We start from the raw sequence: 21137 nt of genomic DNA on the forward strand, positions 1-21137 counted from the left end.
CGCCAGAAGAAAACGCAGGGGTGATAAAGTATTTTGGTACTAAGAGTAAGTCCGCGCTGGGATTTGAATTCGGTATGCGAATTCCCTTCTTCCACAGGGAAGAAGGGAAAGGGCCGGAATTAATGAACGCTATCTGTAAATTTGCTATCGATCATCACCAGCCCCGACGCTGTTTGCACAAAACGCGGCGCGGTTAAGTCATCAGTCATGATGTTAATCATCTGGAATAACAAGCCGGTGATGTGTTTCTGCAAGTCTGTAGAAGCCGGCTGATTCAGCAACACTAACGTCAATGCGCTGCAATATTGCCGCATCTCTTCCAAATCTATCGAACAACCGCTGCGACAGGCTTTGTCATTACCTTTCTCCAGCGTGAGGCGTTTAATCAGGTGTTCTGGCAGTGGCTGGTCTAACAGAACTTTCAATACTTCCAGTGCAGCCAGCAAACGGCCGCACAGTGCCATACGAGCGGCGATATCGTGACATTCAATCAGGGCATCCACATAGCGCACGCACGTATCCAGCACCTGAAACAGATCGTGCGTGGTGCCAAGCGGCGTTTTCAAGAGGTTTGAGATCGCAGATTCGATAACTGGCTGAATGTCCAAGATTTGATGATGGGCGGTTGTGTTACTATCGGTGTTAGCCATAGCGTTGTTCCTTAGAGTGAACGTTGTGGTCAGACGCTCCGGTATGTGTTGCTGCACTGCCGGGGCGTTGCTCTTACAAAAGGCCTCATGTTAATGTGGTCTTTTATGAGGCTAAACTGAGGGAGTAGGTGGCCACATGTCAATAATAATGCGTGAAAAAAAACCAAAAGGTGGAGGCAAGTCTCCACAATTTAAAATGCGCATTGATCCGGCCTTGAAAAAACAGCTCGATGCGGTTGCAACTGAAGAAGGAATTAGTCTGGCAAGCTGGCTGAAGAACCTGGCGAGAGAGGCATTAAAGGCAAGGGGAATTGAGCCGGAGGGGTAATTTGTGCGTGAAATATTGAGTTAATTATATGTGTGGTAAATGAAAAAAAGCTAAATTTCGCTATTGTGAAGTTTTTAATTTGGCCATTACAAGTTTGATAAAATAGCTGAGGCTTTGATGGAGTTTTGAGTAAATGAAGCTTTTTATTGTATGGTTACTGCAATCTTTTTTCTATCTTGTACCGATTATAGTCAGTGTTGTTGGTGCTTATTTTATTGTGCGATTCGTTCCATTTTACCCAATGGGGTTTGTGGTTGCCTGGGTCGGTATCGTTGCTTATCTTTATATAACATACAGTAAGTGGGTTTAACCTCAACCGTATAATCTTTTTCATGGCGATTTTCAAAACACCATGAAGTTTCAATATTTATCTGTAATATGATGTTCAGTGAATCGGGCCTTACCCATATTGACTTGCTCAAAGTAAATAATCAGGATGTAAGATCCTTATAAATGAATGAGCAATCTAAGTTGTACGCTTACAAGATTAGCTATGAGATAACATTCAAATAAAATAAGATTGCCAGAAAGAAGAGCAGATTACGATAATGGACGAGACAGAAAAAACAGTACTCGATCTTGTTGAGACTTACAATGATCGCAGCATATTTACCTTTAAGCGGTATCCGCTCAAACATAATACCGATCTTAATGAAGATTTTCGAATGGACCCGTTAGATGCCTATGATTTACTAGAGGAATTCACAGAGAGATTTTCAATTAATTTAGATGAAATCAATTTCACTCGCTATTTTCATGAAGATAATGGCAAAGCAGAAAAGGCGTTGACCATTCAATTACTGATTGACTCGGCCCGAGCAGGTCACTGGACGGATGAAGAAAAATCAAAAACAGAAAATACCTTACCCTCAAACTCAGACAGGAAAATAATGAAAAAGGGAAAAAATAAGACGATTTATGTTTTAGCATTCATTATATTTTTTCTGATTCTCCCGGAAATAGTGGTTCGTACACTAACCCCAGAACAACTCGTCAGACTCAGCGACTTCACAAGCCTGGGCGGGATGTTTAGCCATCTCCTTTCGTTAATGCTTTTTCTCGGTATAACATCGATTTTGCTGGGCATTGCCGCTATCTGTCTGGCAAAAAAAATCTACCGATATTTTGTCAGGTTTAAAAAATAGCATACCTGCTGTACGCTCTGTATGCGTTACCAACGCACTGAGAGCAAAATTTTGCCAAAGCTGAAAACGTTGAGCGAAAGCAATCCAGGAAAGCGTATAGGATCTGCGGACCTGTTTTACAGTGGCTGGTCCGCGCAAACTCATGGGGGAAATGTGAGTAGGTCAAAGTGTGCCATTCTTAGCGTAATGTGAGGTGTAATACGTTATTCCGCCCTTGCAGGATGCGGACGAGTTGGGCATCGCCATGGAGAGCGAGAAAGCGCTACTGGAGCAATGAAGAACCTACCGCGTGGAGACCTTAACGGCACCGGATATTAGTTGGCCGGGAAAGCCTAAACAGAAACATCCCCGTTACAGCGGGGACTATCAGGAAAATTTTAGAGGCGTGAAGGCTTAATTTTGCCATTCAATCATCTCATCCAGCCGTTTTAAAATATCTGGGAAGTAGCTCTCATTGATGCCGAAATCACCTTTCACCTGAGCGCTGTCAGCATGCGCTTCAGGACGAAGGTTATATTCAATAATTACACCCTCTTCGCCGGTTACTTTCCTGATTATCATATTCAGTTGATGGCACTGGCTTTGAAACTCGAAAGGCTTTATCTCACGTTGAGCAATTAAAGCGTTATGGTGCGCTGCAAATTGCTCACGTAGTTCCAGTAGCTCACCTACCGTAAATTCAGTTTGAAACTGTGCTTTCAGGCCAGGAACAGAAAATTCAACAAAAGATTTTATCCAGTCCCAGCGATGATGTTCAGGGTCAATGTCGTTATCGACCACTCTTTCAAATGGAGAAACCGCAAACGTAAATTTCTCGTCTTTAATATCAAACATTGATGCGTTCCTGTCGGTTTTTAAAAATACATAAAGTGGGTGATTGTCCAGTCGGATTCTCTTATCAGATGGATTTATCATATAATTTAAAAGTTAGGTGGTATATCGTGCTATGTAATTTGTCAAAATTTCTGTTTAAGGTATAGTAGTTATTTTCATGTCATTATAACACTATGAAAAAAATTGTTGAGCTAATGCGTTTTACCTCCAACTTGAGCTATGTTGGAACTATCTTTACAGTCAATAATAATTGTTTTATTTAAGAGAAACATAACTAATTGCTTAGTGAACAGGTAAGAAGCTTATATAATTTAAATTCTTGATGAGTTTTCACTAAGAGGGGTGATTTAACCAACGCAATATGGAAAGCATTACTCCGTTGGTTGGGAATATATTGAAAATAAAATTACGTATATCTCTCTACCATTTCTTGCTCCTTTAAAATATGCTCCCTTAATTTTTTTGTGTACTTTATATTAAGCCTGGCGCCAATTGATAACCAAACCATAAGTAATATTAATAGGGAAAGGAGTATAATATAAAAATTACGATTTTTGTTAAACTCCAGTATGGATTGCTTGAGTTTTTTATCAGGAGGTGTTGCACTTAAAATTTCACAAATTACATTCGCAAGCTCATTGGATATTTTATTATTGTAGGCTAGGGTAGTGTGAGGGGTTGATTTACACTGCTCACTACTAATTGACCAAGATGGTTTCAATGCATGTGCAGAAGCTTTATCATATGTAATAAGGAATTTTTCTTTTGTTGATTTTAACGTTAATGCAGTCCAGTTTTTAGGAACTATTGCGATCTTCCAGTCTAGGTATGTAAAAGTTACAGCTGCAGAAATAAATACCGCCATCATTAAATAAATAAAGAAAAGATCAATGCGATCTAACTTTGGAACCTTTTTAAGGTTGATGCTTATAGAAAATAATTTTAATAGCCATGTTTTTATACCTGCTTTCCGATAAGTTTCTTGATGATATTTTATAGGAAGGTTTAATTTATTTATGGTTGTACTTATAAATTTACCTAAGGCAGTTAATATAGCAGTCAATCCTGCCAAGCTAACAATTATATCCTTCATGCTAAGATTATTAAGCAGCCCGCTAACAGCATGTGTTTCTACCATATTGCTCTCCAGCTTTTTTCAGATTGAAAATGTGTATAAATTTGTATCATCTGCCACACATAATGCAATGATTTCCTTAATATGTTTAGACTGCGATCATTTCAGCATGAACACACAACTCACCGAATTAATGCACTTTATTGTAAGCATGCCTGTTTTAATTTCACGCACTTTTTTAGATCTCCGGGTTTTCGACCGTCAGCCGGTATTCTTCAGGCGTCAGGTTATTCAGGGATTCATGAGGGCGCTCGCTGTTATATTCTTTGAGCCAGCGCTCAGTAATTTCCCGTGCTTCATTCAGCGTTCTGAACAGATAAAAATCCAGTTTTACTGTCCTTTATGTACGATTGAACCGGTCGATAAAGGCATTCTGCGTGCGCTTGCCGGGCCTGATAAATTCCAGCATCACACCATGTTCTTCTACCCATTGTGCCAGCGTCAGCGAGATCAGCTCCGGACCGTTATCCATCCGCGTTTTCAGCGGATATCCGCGGTTTGTCACGATCATGTCCAGCACTCTCACAATCCGCTGCGCCGGGATATTCAGGTCAATTTCGATCGCCAGTGCTTGGCGGTTAAAATCATCCACCACGGTGAAAGTCCTGAAGCGCCAGCCGCACACCAGCGCATCGTGCATAAAATCGACGGGCCAGCTCTGGTTCATCGCCTCCTGGCGTCGCCAGCGGAGCCAGATTACGCACCGGCAGGCGCTGTTTTCTCTTACGGCGAAAATTCAGTTTCAGCAGGCAATAAATACGGCGAACCCTTTTATGGTTCCACCTATTGCCCTGCCTGCATAGCACCTGAAAAAGCTTTTTTAAATCCGTATCGCGGATAGCGGATAGCGTTCAGCCGCCACGGTCAGTTCCATAATCACCGGCTCATCACGTCGCGTATCCGGCTGATAACGAATACCGTCCTGCTCAGTGACAATGTCCTGCATGCCTGACGTAAGCTCATGGCAAGCTGCGCGGTCAGATAGCTGACCAGCTCACGCTTTATCGCTGGTTTTAAAGCTTTTTTTCAATAACGTCTATCAGGGCGCGGCACTTGAGACTCAGTTCCGCAAACATCTGTTTCAGTCGACGGTTTTCATCCTCAGGTTCCTTAATCTTTTTGATATCAGAGGGTTCCATGCCGCCGAACTTCGCTTTCCAGTTGTAGTACGAGGCCTCAGGGACCCCGGCCTCGCGGCAGACATCCTTAATCGTGCGTCAGGCTTCGACGGGCTTCAGAACGGCTATGATCTGGTGTTCAGTGAATCGTGCTTTAAGCATGGCGATCTCCTCCGTGGACATAATCAGTATGCCGGAAGATCTCTAAAGTGAATGGTCGGGTTTGCCGGGATGCTTATAAAGCGTTCTGTATCTGACCGGCACGCTAGTTGCTCATTACGCAGTTGCTGAATGGAATCGTCGAAACTCATGGCTTGTTTTGTACTGCAACCCTAGGATGGTTTAGATAAGGCTGTGTTTATTATTGAACTCGAAGGGCTTTCAGGCTTTTCGAAAACAGGAAATCAGGTTTCTGGCAACCGGCCAGCCAGACATTTAAACCCATACTACTTACGTCACCCAGCCATTCACTTGCGTCATCCACTACATCACCTGAATCGCACCCAAAGAAAAAGGAGTCAGACGATTTCTCATCTAACTCCTTGTTTTATCTGGTGGCCCCTGCTGGGTTTGAACCAGCGACCAAGCGATTATGAGTTCCTAGAGATAGAACGGTAAATCAATGCTTTAGCTTATTAATCATTGACATAGTTTGCCACTATATGCCAAAACCTTGCCAATATTTGCCATTTACATCGCCACTTTATCGCCACTTACCGCCAGTGGATTGAGTTTTACAGCATCCTCTAAATGTTCGGGCGCAAAATGCGCGTAACGCATTGTCATTTTAATGTCGGTGTGACCAAGCACGCGCTGCAAAACTAAAATATTTCCGCCGTTCATCATAAAGTGACTTGCAAAGGTATGGCGCAAAACGTGAGTTAATTGGCCTGCTGGCAATTCAATTCCGGTTCTTTCCATCGCGGAACGGAAAGCGCCATAGCATTCACTAAAGAGTCGGCCACTTTTAACATCCGGGAGCGCTTCATAGAGTTCCACGCTAATTGGAACAGTGCGATTTTTACGACCCTTAGTATTGATATAAGTTATTTTATATTTAGTTATCTGGCTTTTTTTTAGGCTCTCAGCCTCAGACCATCGTGCGCCAGTTGATAGGCAAATCCTGACCACTTTTTCTAAATCTGGATGTTCATGGCGATTGCACTCATTCAGTAGTAGCGAAATTTGATCATGAGTCAGCCAGGCCATTTCCATTTCAGTAGTTCGGAAAGGGCGCATATTTTTTAAGGGGTTTTCTCCTGTCCATTCCCCAAGGCGATTTAGCTCGTTGAACATCGCACGAAAATAAGCTAATTCGAGATTGAGTGTGCGGGGTGAAACTTCCTTAACCCTGTTGGAGCGAGCAAACTGGCCTTTAAGACGCCTTTCTCTATAGCGTGAAAACATTTGTGCATCAAAATCGCGCGCTAAAGGCTCGCCCATACAATCAAATGCATGGTGCATTGCCAATTGGCGCTTTAAGCCGTCCTTTAAAGTAATTCCATGAGCGCTGAACCATGCGTCAACTAACTCTTTTAAAGTTCGCCTGTCTTCCTGCTCTTCCTGCCACGGGTTTTGTACGGTGTATTGTTCAAAAGCTAGGGCCTCACCTTTTGAAGCGAATTTTTTCCTGATGCGTTTGCCCTTAGCCCCGTTGGGGTAAAGTTCACATATCCATCCACCGGCAGGGTTTTTACGTACTGTCACTGATCCATCTCGCTATAAATCCCAACGACACGGCCCATTATCTCTAGATCTTCTTGCGTGCATTCGAAATCAACTGCGCCACCAGAAACATGGATTTTATTTCCGGGAAGCTTTGTAAGCTTTCTGATACTTATTGAGTCATCAATACCTATCAGCCATGAGCCATCAGAAATTTTTGCATCCTTATCAATAAAATAGACGTCACCAGAAAACCTAACCGCAAAGCCATTGCTAGGCTGTTTCGCGAAGAAACCTACGCCAATCCGTAATTGTGACTTTTCAGATAAGCGGTTTTCACTAAGAGTGAATAAGTCGAAAGTTTTATCTTCACTTTTAGGTTGTTCTGCTGAGAATTTTTCACCCTCACCCAAAAGAAGCCATTTCAAATTTGCACCGGTTTCTAAGGCGCAGATAGCTGCAAAGTCATATGAAATAGTTCCACGCATGTATCTGTTTGATAAGGAACTAGGCGAAATTTTGAAATACTCCGCGAGCTGGGCTTTTTGGTGAAATCCGTATGTTTCGCATACACGGTCAAGAATCTCGGTGGCTTCGAAAGTGTATTCTTTGATTTTCATTTAGTGTATTCCGTGTTGACCAGTACCCATTTGTTGAGTAATGTACACAACTGTGTTGGCAATTAGTGGCAAACGTTGGCAAACGTTGGCAACCAGATGGCAAATATTGGCAAATAGGGAATGATGCAACATGGCTTCTGAGATCGCAATCTTCAAAATACCAGCCCCTATGGTATCTCTGCAGCAGTTCGCAGAGTTGGAAGGGGTATCTGAGCGCACCGCCTATCGCTGGACTACCGGCGAAAATCCTTGTGTACCAATTGAACCGCGCAAAATCCGTAAAGGATGTAAAAAAGCTGGCGGCCCCGTTCGAATCTACTACGCACGCTGGAAAGAAGAGCAGTTACGTAAATCGCTGGGTCATTCCCGTTTTCAACTCATCATCGGCGCTTAATTCACATTATGTGAATTTGGAGAAATCCACATGTTTGATTTTCGCGTTTCCAAACATAACCACTTTGACGAGGCTTGCCGCCGGTTTGCTTTGTCCCACAACATGAAAGAACTTGCACAGGCTACAGGCATGAATGTGCAGACCCTACGCAACAAGCTGAACCCTGAGCAGCCCCACCAGTTGGCCGTTGCGGAAATGCTTTTGCTTATTGACCTGACCGAAGATGCAACCTTAATGGATGGCGCACTGGCACAGCTACATTGTTTGCCTTGCGTACCGATGAACGAACACGCCGAGGAAAAGTTGTCAGCCTACGTTTTGAAGGCCACGGCAGAAGTTGGGCAACTGGCAGCCGGTGCAGTGAATCAGGATGCGCTTAGCACTTCCTGTCGCCGCAGTCTGATGCAAAGCGTTAATACCGGCATTCGCTGCCTGAGTCTGGCCGCTATAGCAGTGCAGGCCCGCATTCATTCCAATCCCACTATGGCATCAACCGTAGACGCGATCAGCGGCTTCGGCGCATCCATTGGCCTGAGCTGAGGGACTGATAATGATTTCACTGGCATCACGTCTTAAGCGTCAAAGCCCGTCAGTAGCATACGGCAACGGCTGGATCATGGGTGAGAATGGCAAGCCCTGGCATCCGTGCAACAGCCAAAAGCAACTGCTGCAGGGGCTGACCAGCAAACGCAAACCCGCCGGTTTCATGGCGCGTTTATTCAGGGGGTAACATGCAGCGAGTAACAGGCAACACAACCGCACAGCAAGGCCCGGCATCTTTTGCCAAAACTCATTCAACGGGCAATCGTGCTGATGCTGTTAACAAAATGTCGTTTGATGAGTTTCGGAAAAGCTGGCGGCAGCAGCGTGACAATAACGCTAACCCGTCGCTGCGTTATTTCAACCGTCAGAATGACGAGTTTAAATTTTGCGTGTTAACCCTGGCTAACCGCGAAAATCCTAAAACATTTTCACAGGAGGAAATTGGAAAGCCGTTTGAATACTTCGACGAATACCGCCGCGAGTTAATCATCATGGCGATGAATAAAATGGCGCGCTGGGGAAAGATTCTGCCCCGACAGTTTTCTACCGCAGACTGTTTTTTACCTGAGTAAATAAGACTCAAAAAAATTAATGGCGTAAACCCGCCGGGCATTCTTTTGCCCTGAATCTGGAGATTAGAAACATGAGAAATACCGAAACCCGTAATTTTGAAGCCGACGCAGACACGCTTAATGCACTGCTGAACAAGGCTAAAACAGAACAGCGCAGCGATGATGCGCTGGCCGTGTCAATCCGCATTGCGGCGCTGGTCATCCATGCCCGCAGGCACGAAATGACCGCGCCGGAAATCATTGAGCTGCTGGATAAAGAGGCAGAGCGTTTTGAGCATCAGGCGCGGGAGCTGCATTAATGGCCGATTCAATGGATTTAGTCCAGGCGCGCGTTGAGGAAGAACTGCAGCGCAATCTCGCTAACGCACGTCACCAGCCTGTCGGGGCTGGTGAGTTCTTTTGTCTGGCCTGCGATGAGGCGATACCGGAGGCCCGTCGCCGCGCGGTACAGGGTGTTACCCACTGCGTCGCCTGTCAGGAAATCGTCGAGCTGAAAAGCGCCCACTATAAAGGCGGTGCTGTATGAGTACGATCCTCAAGTGGGCGGGCAACAAAACCCGCCTCATGCCCGAGCTGCTTAATCATCTGCCGCAGGGGCATCGCCTCGTTGAGCCCTTCGCAGGTTCCTGCGCGGTGATGATGGCAACGGATTACCCGGCTTATTTAGTGGCTGACGTTAATCCCGACCTGATTAATCTTTACCGCCAGATTAAAGAACACGCGCGCCCGTTTATCGTAGTGGCGATGAGCCTGTTTACCCAAAACAAAAGTGCAGAGGATTATTACCGCATCCGCGAAGCGTTTAATCATGACCCCGCCCTGCCGCTGCTTGAGCGAGCCGCACATTTCCTTTACCTGAACCGCCACGGCTATCGTGGCCTTTGCCGTTATAACCGTAAGAGTGAATTTAATATTCCTTACGGTAACTATTCTGAACCTTATTTCCCCCTGGAAGAAATCGAAACATTCGCAGCAAAAGCTCACCGTGCAACGTTTATATGTGCTGATTTCCGCGAGACGCTGAGCATGATTCAGACCGGCGACGTGGTTTATTGCGATCCGCCCTATGACGGTACGTTTAGCGACTACCACGCAGGCGGATTTGATAAGGCCGCTCAGCAGGACTTAGCCAGTATGTTAACCAGCGTGTCAGAGCGCTGCCCGGTCATCGCTTCGAACAGCGATACCGAATTTACGCGCACGCTTTTTAATGCCTACGAGCTGACCAGCATCAGGGCTGCCCGCGCGGTTGGCGTGGCCGCAGGTGACGGCAAAAGCGCGGCAGAAATCATCGCCGTTCGTCGTCCTGCCGCTGTCTGGGTTGGTTTTGACCCTGCAGCATCTTCGGAGGTGGTCGCATGATCGACAAACGCTGCTTTGGTGAGAACGTCATGAATGTGGTCAGCATATCTGGCGGAAAAGACAGCCTTGCTGACTGGTTGCTGGCTGTTGATTCCGGTGTTGAGTTTCAGACGGCATTTGCAGACACCGGCCATGAGCACCCGCAGACCATGGAATATCTGGATTATCTGGAATCGAAGCTGGGGCCGGTTAAGCGTGTTAAGGCTGATTTCACTTCCCGCATTGAAAACAAGCGCAAGTTTATCGCGGAAAAATGGCCTGTATCTCTGGTTGAGGAGTGTGGATTTACTTCTGAACGTGCGCTATCCGCTGTTGCTTTAGCGCTTGAAACACTCAAACCCACGGGCATTCCTTTCCTTGATTTGTGCTTATGGAAAGGGCGTTTTCCTTCAACTAAAGCCCGTTTCTGCACCTTCGAACTGAAGCATGAGCCAATAAAAGTTCAGATAGTGGATCCCTTAATAGCTGCCGGGAAAAAAGTTATCTCATGGCAGGGTGTCCGTGCGCAGGAATCACCACAGCGCGCGATGCTGGAGCCATGGGAAGAGGGGTTTGACATTGGCCCGGGCCTGGCAATTTATCGGCCTATCCTGAAATGGAAACATGAAGATGTTTTTGCTTTGGCGCGTCGTCACGGAATCAAGCCTAACCCTCTCTACGAGCAAGGCTGCAGCCGCGTAGGGTGTATGCCGTGCATCCATGCCCGCAAGTCAGAGCTGGCAGAAATTTTCAGCCGTTGGCCAGAAGAGATAGCACGTGTAGCAGCATGGGAGAAACTTGTTGCGCGTTGTTCACGCCGTGGCAATTCCACTTTTTTCCCGTCAACACAGGATCCGCGCAAGGCAGAGCGCAGAATAGATTTTATATCAATTGAATCTCACGGTATTGAAACTTACCGGGACTGGGCGCTGACAACCCGTGGAGGTAGTCAGTTCGATTTGCTGGCAACCGCCACTGATCAAGGTGTCTGCAACAGTGTTTATGCAGGGGTGTGCGAGTGATCGAGCACTACGCTTACCCGTGGAATGCCCCACGGGAAGCCATCGCCAGCCCTTATCCCACTTATGAGGAAATGCACAGCCGCAGTCAGATGATTGCGGCTTTAGTGCGTGCGCAGGAGCTACTTGAGCAACAGCCGACGCTGATCCAGATTGACGTTAAGCGTCGCGTCAACGAGCTGGAAAAATCACAGGGCATTGCCCGCGCCAATGCGTACTTAACGAAAACCTTCGTCGAGCGCACATTGCCGCGTGTTGAATGCGTTAACGAGCAGTACCGGGTTAAGACTATGGACGCCAGCACCTTTAACCTGCTGGCGCAAAACGCCCCGAAAGAGAATGGCGCGGCGCGTGCCGGCGGCCAGCTGTGGGAGCTGATGAAGCGCTTTAACCGCCTGGCTGATATGTCGCGCGCCGATGTGGATTTACTGGCCGGTGATATCGCCAGTTTCATTCTGGCCGAGCTGGTACAGGCACACGCGCAGGCAGCTGATGAGTCAGATTATAAATACACGCACCGCGTTTACATGACAGCGGCGGCCATCACCCGTGAATTTAATCAGACGCCGCCACTGTGGGATAAGGTGACGTCCCGTTTCTTTGATCCCGAAGAAGTCACGCCCGCCGTGCTGCGTATGCAGACAGAGAAATGGTGGACGGGGCGACTGCGCCGCGTTGCTGCGTCATGGCGGGAACACCTGCAGATTGCCCTGGCTAACGTCAGCAAAAAGCACACCCCCTATGCCAGCAGAATGACGGTTTCCGAATGGCGGGAGCAGAAACGCCGCACCCGTGAGTTTTTAAAGGGTATGGAACTGGAAGACGAGGAAGGCAACCGCATCAGCCTGATTGAAAAATACGACGGCAGCGTGGCAAATCCGGCAATACGTCGCTGTGAGCTGATGACCCGCATCCGTGGCTTTGAAAATATCTGTAATGAGCTGGGCTATGTTGGCGAGTTTTATACGCTGACCGCGCCGTCACGCTATCACGCCACAATCAAAACCGGCCATCGCAACCGCAAGTGGAATGGCGCCAGCCCGGCAGACACGCAGCGTTACCTCTGCAGCGTGTGGCAGCGCATCCGGGCAAAGCTGCACCGTGATGACATTCGAATCTTTGGCATTCGCGTTGCTGAACCTCATCACGACGCAACGCCACACTGGCACATGCTGATGTTTATGCGTCCCGAAGATGCGGATCAGGTTCGCCAGACAATCCGTGACTACGCCTTTCAGCAGGACAGCAACGAGCTGACCACGGATAAAGCCCGTAAAGCGCGTTTTCATGCCGAGGCCATCGATCCGGAAAAAGGCAGCGCTACGGGGTACGTGGCTAAATATATCTCTAAGAATATCGATGGCTACGCGCTGGATGGCGAGCTGGACGACGAAAGCGGCAAAGAGCTGAAAGAAACCGCCCCCGCCGTTTCTGCATGGGCGGCACGCTGGCATATCCGACAGTTTCAGTTTGTAGGCGGTGCGCCGGTCACGGTTTACCGCGAGCTGCGCCGCATGGATGACACCGAAACCGCCCACGGCCTGAGTGTTGAGTTTGCCGCTGCGCATGACGCGGCAGACGTGGGCGACTGGGCAGCATACGTTAACGCGCAGGGCGGCCCGTTCGTGCGTCTTGATGAGCTGGCCGTGCGCACATGGTATCAGTCGGGCGATGAGCTGAATGCATACGGTGAGGAAACTGTGCGCATCAAGGGCGTTTACGCAACTGAGGTTGGCGCTGACACCCCGATTTTAACCCGTCTGGCACATTGGAAGATTGTCCCAAAACGTGCCGTTGATTTTGGTTTTGACCTTCAGGGCGCGCCCGCGCCCTCTCGGAGTTCTGTCAATAACTGTACGGGGCGTTTGAGTTCTGAGGATTCAAACCCGCCGGAAAGTGTGGAAGAAATCGACCTTAAAGGGATGAGCCGTAAAGAACGGCGACGGCTTCTGGCCCGACTGAGGGGTGAAAGACCATATAAAAAACACTTAGTGCTGCGGCGGCCAGAAAAAATCGAGACAGCTTGCGACAACGTGATCGGTCAGGTCAGAGATTTAAGCGGCGAAATCATCAGCCGCGGTTTGGCCGTGCGCCTGATAGGTGGCACACAGACAGAAATCGCAGGGAAAATGTTCCGCAGCACCTGCTACGGTGATTTAGTGCGGCCATTCAAAAGCAAGGCTGACACTTCACGTAAAGACGAAATACTTGGCCGTTTCAACAGGCTCGCTGAAAGGGCACAGGCTGCCAACTTACTTAAAGCAGAAAGCGAAGCGCACAAAAAGTAAGGATAAAAGTAAAAAAACATTTCACTTTAAGAACTCTCTAATATACTGTGTTTATGTACAGTTGTTTGTAGGGAGAAAATGCTATGCAGGATTATTTCTTTGAGTCATTAAAGTTACAACGTATTGATTTATTTCTTAAATTGGTTGCATCGAGTGATTGCAGTGAAGATGAAAAGAGTCTGGCGATCCAGTGGGTGTCTGAGCTGACCGACGAGCTAATGAAAAAGGTCAGGAGTCACGAATACGCCCGTTCGATTGAAGTTTCAGAGTAAGAAAAGGGGGAGGGGATGCGCATTGTAATCAAGATCGACAAACAGCAAAAGGTCATCCAGGAGGCTATTGAGGCGCTTGAGTCAGAAATCATAAAAAATCTGCAACCTCAGTATCCAAAAATGGCTAACCGAATCCGCAAAGGCAGTGCGAACGGCGTCGAGCTGTCAGGCTTAAAGCTGGATTAAGATAAAAAAGACGTGATCGAAATTTTACAGGCCATCTAGAAAGACGATAACTGGCTGTATTAAGAAACCTCGCATGCGTCAGAACTTGATTCTGACGCATGCGAGGTTGAACAACGAGTAAGGCGAGGCGTTAGGTGAAGTAATTTTTTATAAGCCATCTATGAATGAAGGATGATTTTTTTTAACGTATCAAAAACGATTTTTGTGAACTCATTTTCATTTCTTACATCAATATAAGCAAGGCCGCTATTGGTGATCTTGAGCTTACCGGAATACTCTAGTGAATTAACCGAGCAAACAAGTCTGTCAATTCGTATTTTTTTACCCTCTAATTCCTCTTTATAGTATTTCCTAAGGTCACTGCTGCCAATTATTTGCATTTTAGCCGTGGCGTAATCAGATACTCTAACCCTTGAAATATCAAGTTGTGTTAAATTGATATTTACACTTGAAGATATTTCATTAATCCAATCTATAGGGTTTATGTCAATTTCTTCCAAACTAACACCTAAGCCAATATTTTTTACCAAAGCCTGCGAAAAAGGCTTTAAAGTTCTGGGTGGGTTAGTAATCTGCATTATAGGAAGAGAGTCTAAAGCTATGCTAAAATTAGTAGTGCGATATTCGATTCTTTCAACGGTAGTTTCACTTCCGTCAAAGCTTGATATTTTGTCATGATAAACAATACGTTCGACAAAACGCCCATTTGCAAAATTATGGCGTATTTTATCAAAAATGAACCCTTTCCCTTTAGTCTCCGTAAAAGAATCAAGAGAGAGACGTCTAACGGCTGTTTCAAACTCAAGCCGTATGTTTAACTTAAGCCATTTAACCTTTTTCATTTTTCGTTCACCTCTGATCCTATTATTATATTATAGGCATTTTCAGCGGCGGACTCAATTAATTCACTAATATGTTTTTTCTCTTGTGCCGTTGCCGCGCGAATGGTTACATTGAAACCGTCTTCTTTTTGATTATTTATCCCTTTAATTTGATAGGCAAAGTCACAGCATTTCTCTGAGTCTTTGAAAAATGCTTCGACGTTGATTCTATCTCCAATTCCACTTGTAGTCTTTGAAGACCATGCAATGCGCCCGATATAATAACCTTTCTCATGTAGTTGAGAAAATATAGCTGAACTATTTACCCCTTCACCATTCAGGACGGCTTTCTTAACAAAGCCGGTATCAATAGTTTCTTCTTTGTCTTCATCCTCACTAGCATCAGTACTGCGATTTAATTCGACTTTTGTTACGTCATCAGTCTCATAACCACTTAGGCCATTCATTAATTCTTGGAAGAACTGACTTCGCAATGTAGGATCAGTTATTGCTAGTAATGATATTTCGAAGCGCTCGATAGGCTCGGACTTTATTTTAGATAGTTCGTTTTGCAGGCTCTCGATAACTTTTTTTGCCTCGGGGTTTTGAGGCATACGTACTTCAACTTTGTCAGTTCCAGGGCGAAGTTCAATTATAATATTCCGCTTGTCGATTTGACGTAATGCAGTTTTGGACAGGTCTATTTCTTCATAGTTGTATTCTACTGTAAGCGAGCCATCTTTTTTAGCTACAATATTCAGGCTTTGACCTTTACTAGGGGAGCATGTTTTTTTTAGTGCTTCAGCAGCAATTTTTAATTCGGCCTGATTTGTTGAGGTTTGGAAGCTCACATTAGTAGTGCTTTCTCTTGGGTCATATGTTTTGACAAGTTTTTTTATGTGTTCTAACTCATTAAATCCGTGAGGGAGTTTGGATATTTCCTCAATTAATATTTCCTTGTCGAGTTCTGGCGATAAAAATACACCTCTATTTAACAATAACTCATGCAGCTTCGCAGAAGTTATTCTTTTATGATGTAATGCATCATAAATATTTTTGTCAGTTGCGAAGTATAATTTTTTAGCCATTATCGTTGCTCCATGCCGATTTGTTCAAGATTATATTCAACAACAATTTTGTCCGTCTTGTCGAAGTCAATTTTAAGAAAAAGTCTTTCATCCTCACCTAAAAGCCAATCTGTGCTGTATTTCTTTTTCGCTCTTTCAAAGTGATGAATGGCATTTTCATTTGGATGAATGTGACAATGGCGTAATACAATTGGTTTACCTTCAGTTAGTATCTGATAAGTTGATAACATGTCAAAAAAGTAAACAAATTCGTCTACTGAATCCCCCGGTTGATTGTAATAAACAACATATCCCTCAGGGGTTTTATCTCTTAGCCAACTAAAAGCCTCATGTTTTATTATAATGTATGGTGATGTTAATAATTCAATTGTTGCAGGTGTTGTCTGATTAATAGGGTGTTTTATTCTTGTTAGGGAAAGGTCTGGGTAATAATATGTGAACTTATCAGGTTGAGGAAGTTTGCCTGAACCAATTAATTTGGTTATGTCAGAAGATATGTTTATCAAATCTGATATTTTATAAGGATCAAGTAAATGTAGTTTGATGTTTGGAGGGCAATTTATAGATGAGTGATCTAATTTTTTTGTGATATTCTCATAGAAGTCCTTATCATATAAATTATCATGGTTATATAAGAATAATAAGCCTCTTACGTTATAACCTAAAGAATCATCATGAACATATTTCAATCGCCATTCTTCACTTACATTTGCACACTCGGTAGCTAAAGCAAGCGATGTTAAAGCTCCCTCGACTATTTTTTTCCCAATAGTACCTTCTGCATAGCTTTTGAGGTCTGTGTTGAGGTAGACCATTTCCTCCTCATATGGATCTATGTAGAAAAAGACAACGTCGCTTGGATGTGTTTTCTTCGAATGAGCCTCTTGGCAGCAATCCCAATTCATGTCCGCTCTAGCGGCTCTATCCCATTTGAACACTAAGAAAATATCATCAGAAATCTTACCCGCGACTCGTTGTATAGCCGAAGTCTCTCCACCCATTTCAATCTCGCTCCTTTACAATTGCTGTCGCAATCTGCCTGAAAATCCATCTGACTTGATGAGTAATATAACCATGTTTTTCGTATGCGTTTGTTGCATGACTATAGCGCATGAAAATGAATGATCGCAAAAGGATCGTTTTTGCTGAGGTCCGCCAGTTCTGCCGGGCTTTTGCTTACACCATGCACCTGCATGAAAACCACTACATAAAGCGCGCAGGCGTGGCGGGGCTACGAGCGCGCGCCACGACGTTTAGGCCATCACCATTCGGCCCGATTTCCGACCCGCCGCCGCGAGATGGGGTTACAGCTGACCCCGTGCGACGGGTGAGGACACAGGTGCGACACGATGCGTTACAGGCGCAATGGCAGGGTGCTGGAAATTCAAAGCCGTTGCGGTTAAAGTTTAATCATGTTGGTCACTACTGGGTGTGGGTATGGATACAACCGAACAACTGAACGGAACGTATTTTTATGGCGGACTTTCGAACCTGTCTGCCGGTGAGCTTTTTTTCTGGATTATGGTTGATGTAACAGCTGAGCATTTTACGGGGGCAAAGGATGTTATAGCCGGAGCTGCGGTTTATGCAGGTAGTAACCAGATTGCAGTCAGAGGTAAACCCGGTGACGCAACGCCAGGCACAAGCTATGCGTCTCAATATTCACGACGGTTACTCAAAAATATTCATCTGCCTTTCAGACTGCCAACGTTCATTCATTCGCCAGTACCCGGCAACCCGTTAAGAATTAAGATGTTGATGACTCACAAGCTGGCAACTTTTACGGGCCGAGCAATACCCGTTTTAGGCTGGGTAGTTCTGGCTGCTGATGTGGCGCAGATAAGCTACGAGGCAACAGTAAGATATAACCGAATTGTCAGTAAAGAGGACAGGTTATGGTAAGGGACGAAACAGAAAAAGCGGTGTTTGATCTCGTTGAGACTTACAACGCACCGAGCATATTCACCTTTAAGCGGTATCAGTTAAAGCACGACACTGACCTTAACGAAGATTTTAAAATGGATCCGATAGACGCTTATGATTTAATCCAAGAGTTTGCTGATAAGTTTTCAATCAATCCAGGTGAAATAAATTTCGGGCGTTATTTCCCGGCAGATAACGGAAAAGCGGAAAAGCCGCTGACTATTCAGCTGCTGATTGATTCAGCGCGCGCCGGACAATGGGTGGATAAATAAAAAAAGCGCCCGTAGGCGCTTTGTCTTTAACGTATATCAGTTGCCATCTTCCAGATCGAGGTTGTAAGGCACAAACCTGATAACCTCCTGGCCGAGCCAGTCATTTAATTCTTTCATGCGTGCCTGTAACGGGATGAGTTCGTTACGAACAAATACGCGGCTGGCCTTTTCAATATCCCCGAACCCGCCGGTATTATTGGGGATTATCCCCATCAACTGCGGCGGCACGCGATGCACGGCCAGCATGTCATCCCGTGACACGTTTTTGATATTCAGAAATTCATCTTTGGCCGCCACCTCTGACAGCGGGATGATCTGAATCCCGTCTTTCTTCCCGTTCGGGCTGTACATAAACAGGTTGCGGAAGTTACCAGGGCCCTTTGCGCTTTTCATGGCGCTGCGGATGTTGTCAACGTCCTGCTGGCTCTGCGCCGGGTCGGTCATGTACATGATAAAGCCCGCATGGCTGCCGTTAATGTAATACTTGCGGCGGAACAGCGTGGCCGATTCATTCAGCAGCGCGGACGGGATGGCCGACAGGTAGCCCGGTACGCCGTAAATTTCCTGATTGATGTCCGGTTCCATCAGGTGAAACACGCTCCCCTTTGTGAATTCATACGGCTCCGCGTTCAGGCCGTAGTGCGCATACCAGTAGGTGTCCAGGTCAAGCCCGCGCCGTGTGTATTTGGCAAGCGAGGGTTCCAGTTTCAGCGTGGTGCCGAGGCGGCTGGTTCGCTTCTCCAGGTACGCGTTTGCAAACACCAGATAATCCATCGCAAAGCGGGTAAAAGCCTGCTGGCTCAACAGCGGATGCGGGATAAAGGTACTCGCCAGAATGTTGCATTTCACGCTGATGGGTGAGCTGTGATGCACGGCGGCGCGGAACGTGCGCGCCAGCCCGTCAAAGCTTACGGGCGGCTCATACCAGCGGTCATTAATGACGCACTCCACGTAGTCCAGCAGTTCGCGCCGGTCGAGTACCGGGATCGGGTCACCAAAGGTAAACGCCTCCGAGGTGGCTGTGCTGGTCATTTGTTCCGGCTGCTGCACGGGCTGCATGCGCGTGCGGTTCCTGCGTCTGCTCATTAATACATCTCCACAATGTTCTGCGTGTGTGCCGCCTGTCCCTGCAGCGGCTCGTTTGCCAGCGCGTGCATGGTCGCCCAGGCTAAATCGCCGTGGCTGACTTCCTCGCTGCGGCTGGTTTCATAGGTCGGACGGTTGCCGCTGGCCGTGGTGGCCTTACGGATGGACATAAACGACTGCGCGATGTCCAGGTGGCTGGCGTCAAACTCCATGCGCCCGCTGCTGATGGTGTCGTAGGCTTTAAGTACCAGTGCATTTTTCACCGTCGGGTTGTAAACAAACTCTTTCACCTGCGGAAAGAAGGCTTTCACGTTCTCATAGACGCCGAGTCCGACGCCGGTCGAGTCGATGCCGATATAGGTCACGTTGTACTGCTGCGTAAGGGTCTTAATAGCTTCGGCCTGCGCGCGGAAATCCATGCCGCGCCACTGGTGACGTTCAAGGATGCGGAACTTGCCGCCCGGCACGGCTGGCGGGGCAATCACCACGCAGCCCGCGCTGTCGCCGTTCTGCGTACCCTTCGCCGGGTCGTAACCGATCCAGACTTCTTTCCAGCCAAACGGGCGCAGCGCCAGCGCTTCGAAGTCGTCCCATACTTCCCAGCTGTCCACCATGCATTTCTGCAGCATGGCAAGCTGGAACACCGAGGCAAGGTCATCCATAAACACGCACATCAGCAGGTTTTGATAGTCCTCGGGGCTGTAGCGCGTGCGCAGCTGCTCTAAGTCGAACAGGTCACAGCCGCCGCGTACGGCATCCTCAACGGTGACAATCTGGCGGAACTGGCCGTCGGCACACAGGCGGCCAGCGGCAAGGGACGCGTGGCTTAAATCAATATCAACGCGGTCGGCTTTGGCGCGCCCTTTATTGAACTGTGCGCCAGACCAGAACGGGTAAGCGCTGTGCGTGAGGCTGGACGGCGTGGAAAAATAGGTTTCGCGCCATTTCTTGTGCAGCGCCATGCCCGAGGCGACTTTCTGCAGTTCCTGAAATTTCGGGATCCAGAAATATTCGTCAAGGTACAGGTTGCCGTGATAACTCTGCGCCGTGCGGGCGTTGGTGCCGAGGAAGTACAGGCACGCACCGTTAGCCAGCGTCATTGGATCGCCTTTCAGGTCCACGTCCACCTCGCGGGCAAACTCCACGATGTACTGCTTGAATACGTGCGCCTGTGCCTTACTGGCTGAGAGAAAAATCTGGTTGCGCCCTGTGGTGAGCGCATCGATCAGCGCCTCGCGGGCAAAAAAGAACGTCGCCCCAATCTGGCGCGACTTAAGCAGGTTTCGGACCGAATATTTATTTCCGGCTTCCCACCACTGGCGCTGGTAGCCGAACATCGTGCTGTGAAAAATGTCCTGCAGCTTTTCGATCTGCGCGTCGCTGAATACGTTTTTTTCAGGCGGTTTGCGCGGGCCTCTGTTGCGGTTTTCGACATTGGGGTTTAAATCCGCCTCATTGCCGCCGTTGTTGAATTTCCCGATGCGCGCATGACGCTCTGACTGCCGGGCCAGCAGGTCAATTTCTTTGTAGTCCTTTCCTTCCTTCACCTCTTTCATGACCAGCTGGCAGTAGCGCGCGGCGGTGGTGAGCTGCATCTGGTCAAGCGGACCATAGTCGCCCCACCTGTCGCGCTTCTTCCAGCTGTGAACGGTTGCGGGTTTCTCTCCCAGCATTTCAGCAATGCGGGCGATGCGGTATCCCTGAAAGTACAGCAGCAAAGCCTGTCTGCGGGGATCGAGGTCTGCGGGGGCGATTGTCGTTGTCATGGCCCCAAAATACGGCCCGCCCGTTTCCTTTTCTGCCGCCCGTGATTGTGTGAATTACGGTACAACGTCGC

Annotated in this window: 23 protein-coding genes and 3 pseudogenes; 15 read left to right on the plus strand and 11 right to left on the minus strand. The window is 47.1% G+C overall.

The genetic code is table 11. The annotated features are described in order from the left end of the window. Positions 1–119: 119 nt before the first annotated feature. Positions 120–650: a hypothetical protein gene (locus tag GC087_RS03410; RefSeq protein ID WP_324029608.1), complete on the minus strand. Its 531-nt coding sequence runs from the start codon at positions 648–650 to the stop codon at positions 120–122. A gap of 136 nt (positions 651–786) precedes the next feature. On the opposite strand from GC087_RS03410, the gene GC087_RS03415 reads away from it, so the two are divergent. After that, positions 787–978: a toxin-antitoxin system HicB family antitoxin gene (locus tag GC087_RS03415; protein ID WP_054633078.1), complete on the plus strand. Its 192-nt coding sequence runs from the start codon at positions 787–789 to the stop codon at positions 976–978. A 548-nt stretch (positions 979–1526) separates the two neighbouring features. Continuing rightward, a pseudogene (locus GC087_RS25795) lies at positions 1527–1817 on the plus strand (DUF1493 family protein); the annotation flags it as partial. 699 nt (positions 1818–2516) lie between these two features. On the opposite strand, the gene GC087_RS03425 reads toward GC087_RS25795, so the two are convergent. From GC087_RS03425 to GC087_RS03445, 5 genes and pseudogenes are all read right to left on the minus strand, one after another. Continuing rightward, positions 2517–2957, minus strand: a complete 441-nt coding sequence (locus GC087_RS03425) for a WapI family immunity protein (RefSeq protein ID WP_058708782.1) — start codon at positions 2955–2957, stop codon at positions 2517–2519. Positions 2958–3363: 406 nt separating this feature from the next. Then, positions 3364–4095 carry a DUF6216 family protein gene (locus GC087_RS03430; protein ID WP_058708783.1) on the minus strand — a complete coding sequence of 244 codons (732 nt, stop codon included), beginning with the start codon at positions 4093–4095 and terminating at the stop codon, positions 3364–3366. A gap of 175 nt (positions 4096–4270) precedes the next feature. After that, positions 4271–5372 (minus strand): annotated as a pseudogene (locus GC087_RS03435) (IS3 family transposase). A gap of 528 nt (positions 5373–5900) precedes the next feature. After that, entirely contained in the window at positions 5901–6917 is a 1017-nt protein-coding gene (locus GC087_RS03440; protein ID WP_324029613.1) for a phage integrase, read from the minus strand. Beyond that, the gene (locus GC087_RS03445; protein WP_324029615.1) at positions 6914–7495 is read right to left on the minus strand and encodes a phage repressor protein CI; all 582 of its coding nucleotides are present in this window, start codon (positions 7493–7495) and stop codon (positions 6914–6916) included. Before GC087_RS03445 ends, GC087_RS03440 begins: the two co-directional genes overlap by 4 nt. Positions 7496–7625: 130 nt before the next feature. On the opposite strand from GC087_RS03445, the gene GC087_RS03450 reads away from it, so the two are divergent. The 11 genes and pseudogenes from GC087_RS03450 to GC087_RS03500 all read left to right on the plus strand — a co-directional run bounded on the left by GC087_RS03450 (position 7626) and on the right by GC087_RS03500 (position 14149). Continuing rightward, the gene (locus GC087_RS03450) at positions 7626–7889 is read left to right on the plus strand and encodes a hypothetical protein (RefSeq protein WP_105082444.1); all 264 of its coding nucleotides are present in this window, start codon (positions 7626–7628) and stop codon (positions 7887–7889) included. Between the two features lie 30 nt (positions 7890–7919). Then, positions 7920–8429, plus strand: coding sequence for a phage regulatory CII family protein (locus GC087_RS03455; protein WP_324029618.1), 510 nt, complete (start codon positions 7920–7922; stop codon positions 8427–8429). Positions 8430–8439: 10 nt separating this feature from the next. Further along, a complete protein-coding gene (locus GC087_RS03460) occupies positions 8440–8619 on the plus strand; it encodes a phage filamentation protein Fil family protein (RefSeq protein ID WP_024471085.1) in 180 nt (59 codons plus the stop codon). 1 nt (position 8620) lies between these two features. Continuing rightward, on the plus strand, positions 8621–9004 hold the full coding sequence (locus GC087_RS03465; protein ID WP_024471084.1) for a hypothetical protein: 384 nt from the start codon (positions 8621–8623) through the stop codon (positions 9002–9004). A gap of 71 nt (positions 9005–9075) precedes the next feature. Next, positions 9076–9303: a DUF2732 family protein gene (locus GC087_RS03470; protein WP_210512271.1), complete on the plus strand. Its 228-nt coding sequence runs from the start codon at positions 9076–9078 to the stop codon at positions 9301–9303. Further along, positions 9303–9530, plus strand: a complete 228-nt coding sequence (locus GC087_RS03475) for a TraR/DksA family transcriptional regulator (RefSeq protein WP_039342015.1) — start codon at positions 9303–9305, stop codon at positions 9528–9530. Before GC087_RS03470 ends, GC087_RS03475 begins: the two co-directional genes overlap by 1 nt. Further along, positions 9527–10366, plus strand: coding sequence for a DNA adenine methylase (locus GC087_RS03480; protein WP_324029622.1), 840 nt, complete (start codon positions 9527–9529; stop codon positions 10364–10366). The genes GC087_RS03475 and GC087_RS03480 overlap by 4 nt, the downstream gene beginning before the upstream one ends. After that, entirely contained in the window at positions 10363–11367 is a 1005-nt protein-coding gene (locus GC087_RS03485; RefSeq protein ID WP_324029624.1) for a phosphoadenosine phosphosulfate reductase domain-containing protein, read from the plus strand. Before GC087_RS03480 ends, GC087_RS03485 begins: the two co-directional genes overlap by 4 nt. Next, the gene (locus tag GC087_RS03490; RefSeq protein ID WP_416383433.1) at positions 11367–13652 is read left to right on the plus strand and encodes a replication endonuclease; all 2286 of its coding nucleotides are present in this window, start codon (positions 11367–11369) and stop codon (positions 13650–13652) included. The genes GC087_RS03485 and GC087_RS03490 overlap by 1 nt, the downstream gene beginning before the upstream one ends. Positions 13653–13735: 83 nt before the next feature. Next, positions 13736–13924, plus strand: coding sequence for a hypothetical protein (locus GC087_RS03495; RefSeq protein ID WP_024471080.1), 189 nt, complete (start codon positions 13736–13738; stop codon positions 13922–13924). A gap of 15 nt (positions 13925–13939) precedes the next feature. Further along, positions 13940–14149 (plus strand): annotated as a pseudogene (locus GC087_RS03500) (DinI-like family protein). A 119-nt stretch (positions 14150–14268) separates the two neighbouring features. Here the strand turns inward: GC087_RS03500 and GC087_RS03505 are convergent. From GC087_RS03505 to GC087_RS03515, 3 genes are read right to left on the minus strand one after another with little or no spacing between them, the layout of a single operon-like run. Further along, entirely contained in the window at positions 14269–14952 is a 684-nt protein-coding gene (locus tag GC087_RS03505; protein WP_324029628.1) for a hypothetical protein, read from the minus strand. After that, a complete protein-coding gene (locus tag GC087_RS03510; protein ID WP_324029630.1) occupies positions 14949–16019 on the minus strand; it encodes a hypothetical protein in 1071 nt (356 codons plus the stop codon). Before GC087_RS03510 ends, GC087_RS03505 begins: the two co-directional genes overlap by 4 nt. After that, complete coding sequence (locus GC087_RS03515; protein ID WP_324029631.1) at positions 16019–17020, minus strand: PD-(D/E)XK nuclease domain-containing protein; 1002 nt, start codon at positions 17018–17020, stop codon at positions 16019–16021. Before GC087_RS03515 ends, GC087_RS03510 begins: the two co-directional genes overlap by 1 nt. 436 nt (positions 17021–17456) lie before the next feature. On the opposite strand from GC087_RS03515, the gene GC087_RS03520 reads away from it, so the two are divergent. Next, on the plus strand, positions 17457–17921 hold the full coding sequence (locus tag GC087_RS03520) for an STM2901 family protein (RefSeq protein ID WP_110957504.1): 465 nt from the start codon (positions 17457–17459) through the stop codon (positions 17919–17921). Further along, positions 17915–18214: a DUF1493 family protein gene (locus GC087_RS03525; protein WP_024471077.1), complete on the plus strand. Its 300-nt coding sequence runs from the start codon at positions 17915–17917 to the stop codon at positions 18212–18214. Before GC087_RS03520 ends, GC087_RS03525 begins: the two co-directional genes overlap by 7 nt. A gap of 36 nt (positions 18215–18250) precedes the next feature. On the opposite strand, the gene GC087_RS03530 is transcribed toward GC087_RS03525, so the two are convergent. Further along, entirely contained in the window at positions 18251–19300 is a 1050-nt protein-coding gene (locus tag GC087_RS03530; RefSeq protein WP_324029633.1) for a phage portal protein, read from the minus strand. Continuing rightward, complete coding sequence (locus tag GC087_RS03535; protein ID WP_324029635.1) at positions 19300–21066, minus strand: terminase ATPase subunit family protein; 1767 nt, start codon at positions 21064–21066, stop codon at positions 19300–19302. The genes GC087_RS03530 and GC087_RS03535 overlap by 1 nt, the downstream gene beginning before the upstream one ends. Between the last annotated feature and the right edge of the window lie 71 nt (positions 21067–21137).

This window comes from Pantoea sp. JZ2 (assembly GCF_035191405.1).
Lineage (GTDB): Bacteria > Pseudomonadota > Gammaproteobacteria > Enterobacterales > Enterobacteriaceae > Pantoea > Pantoea stewartii.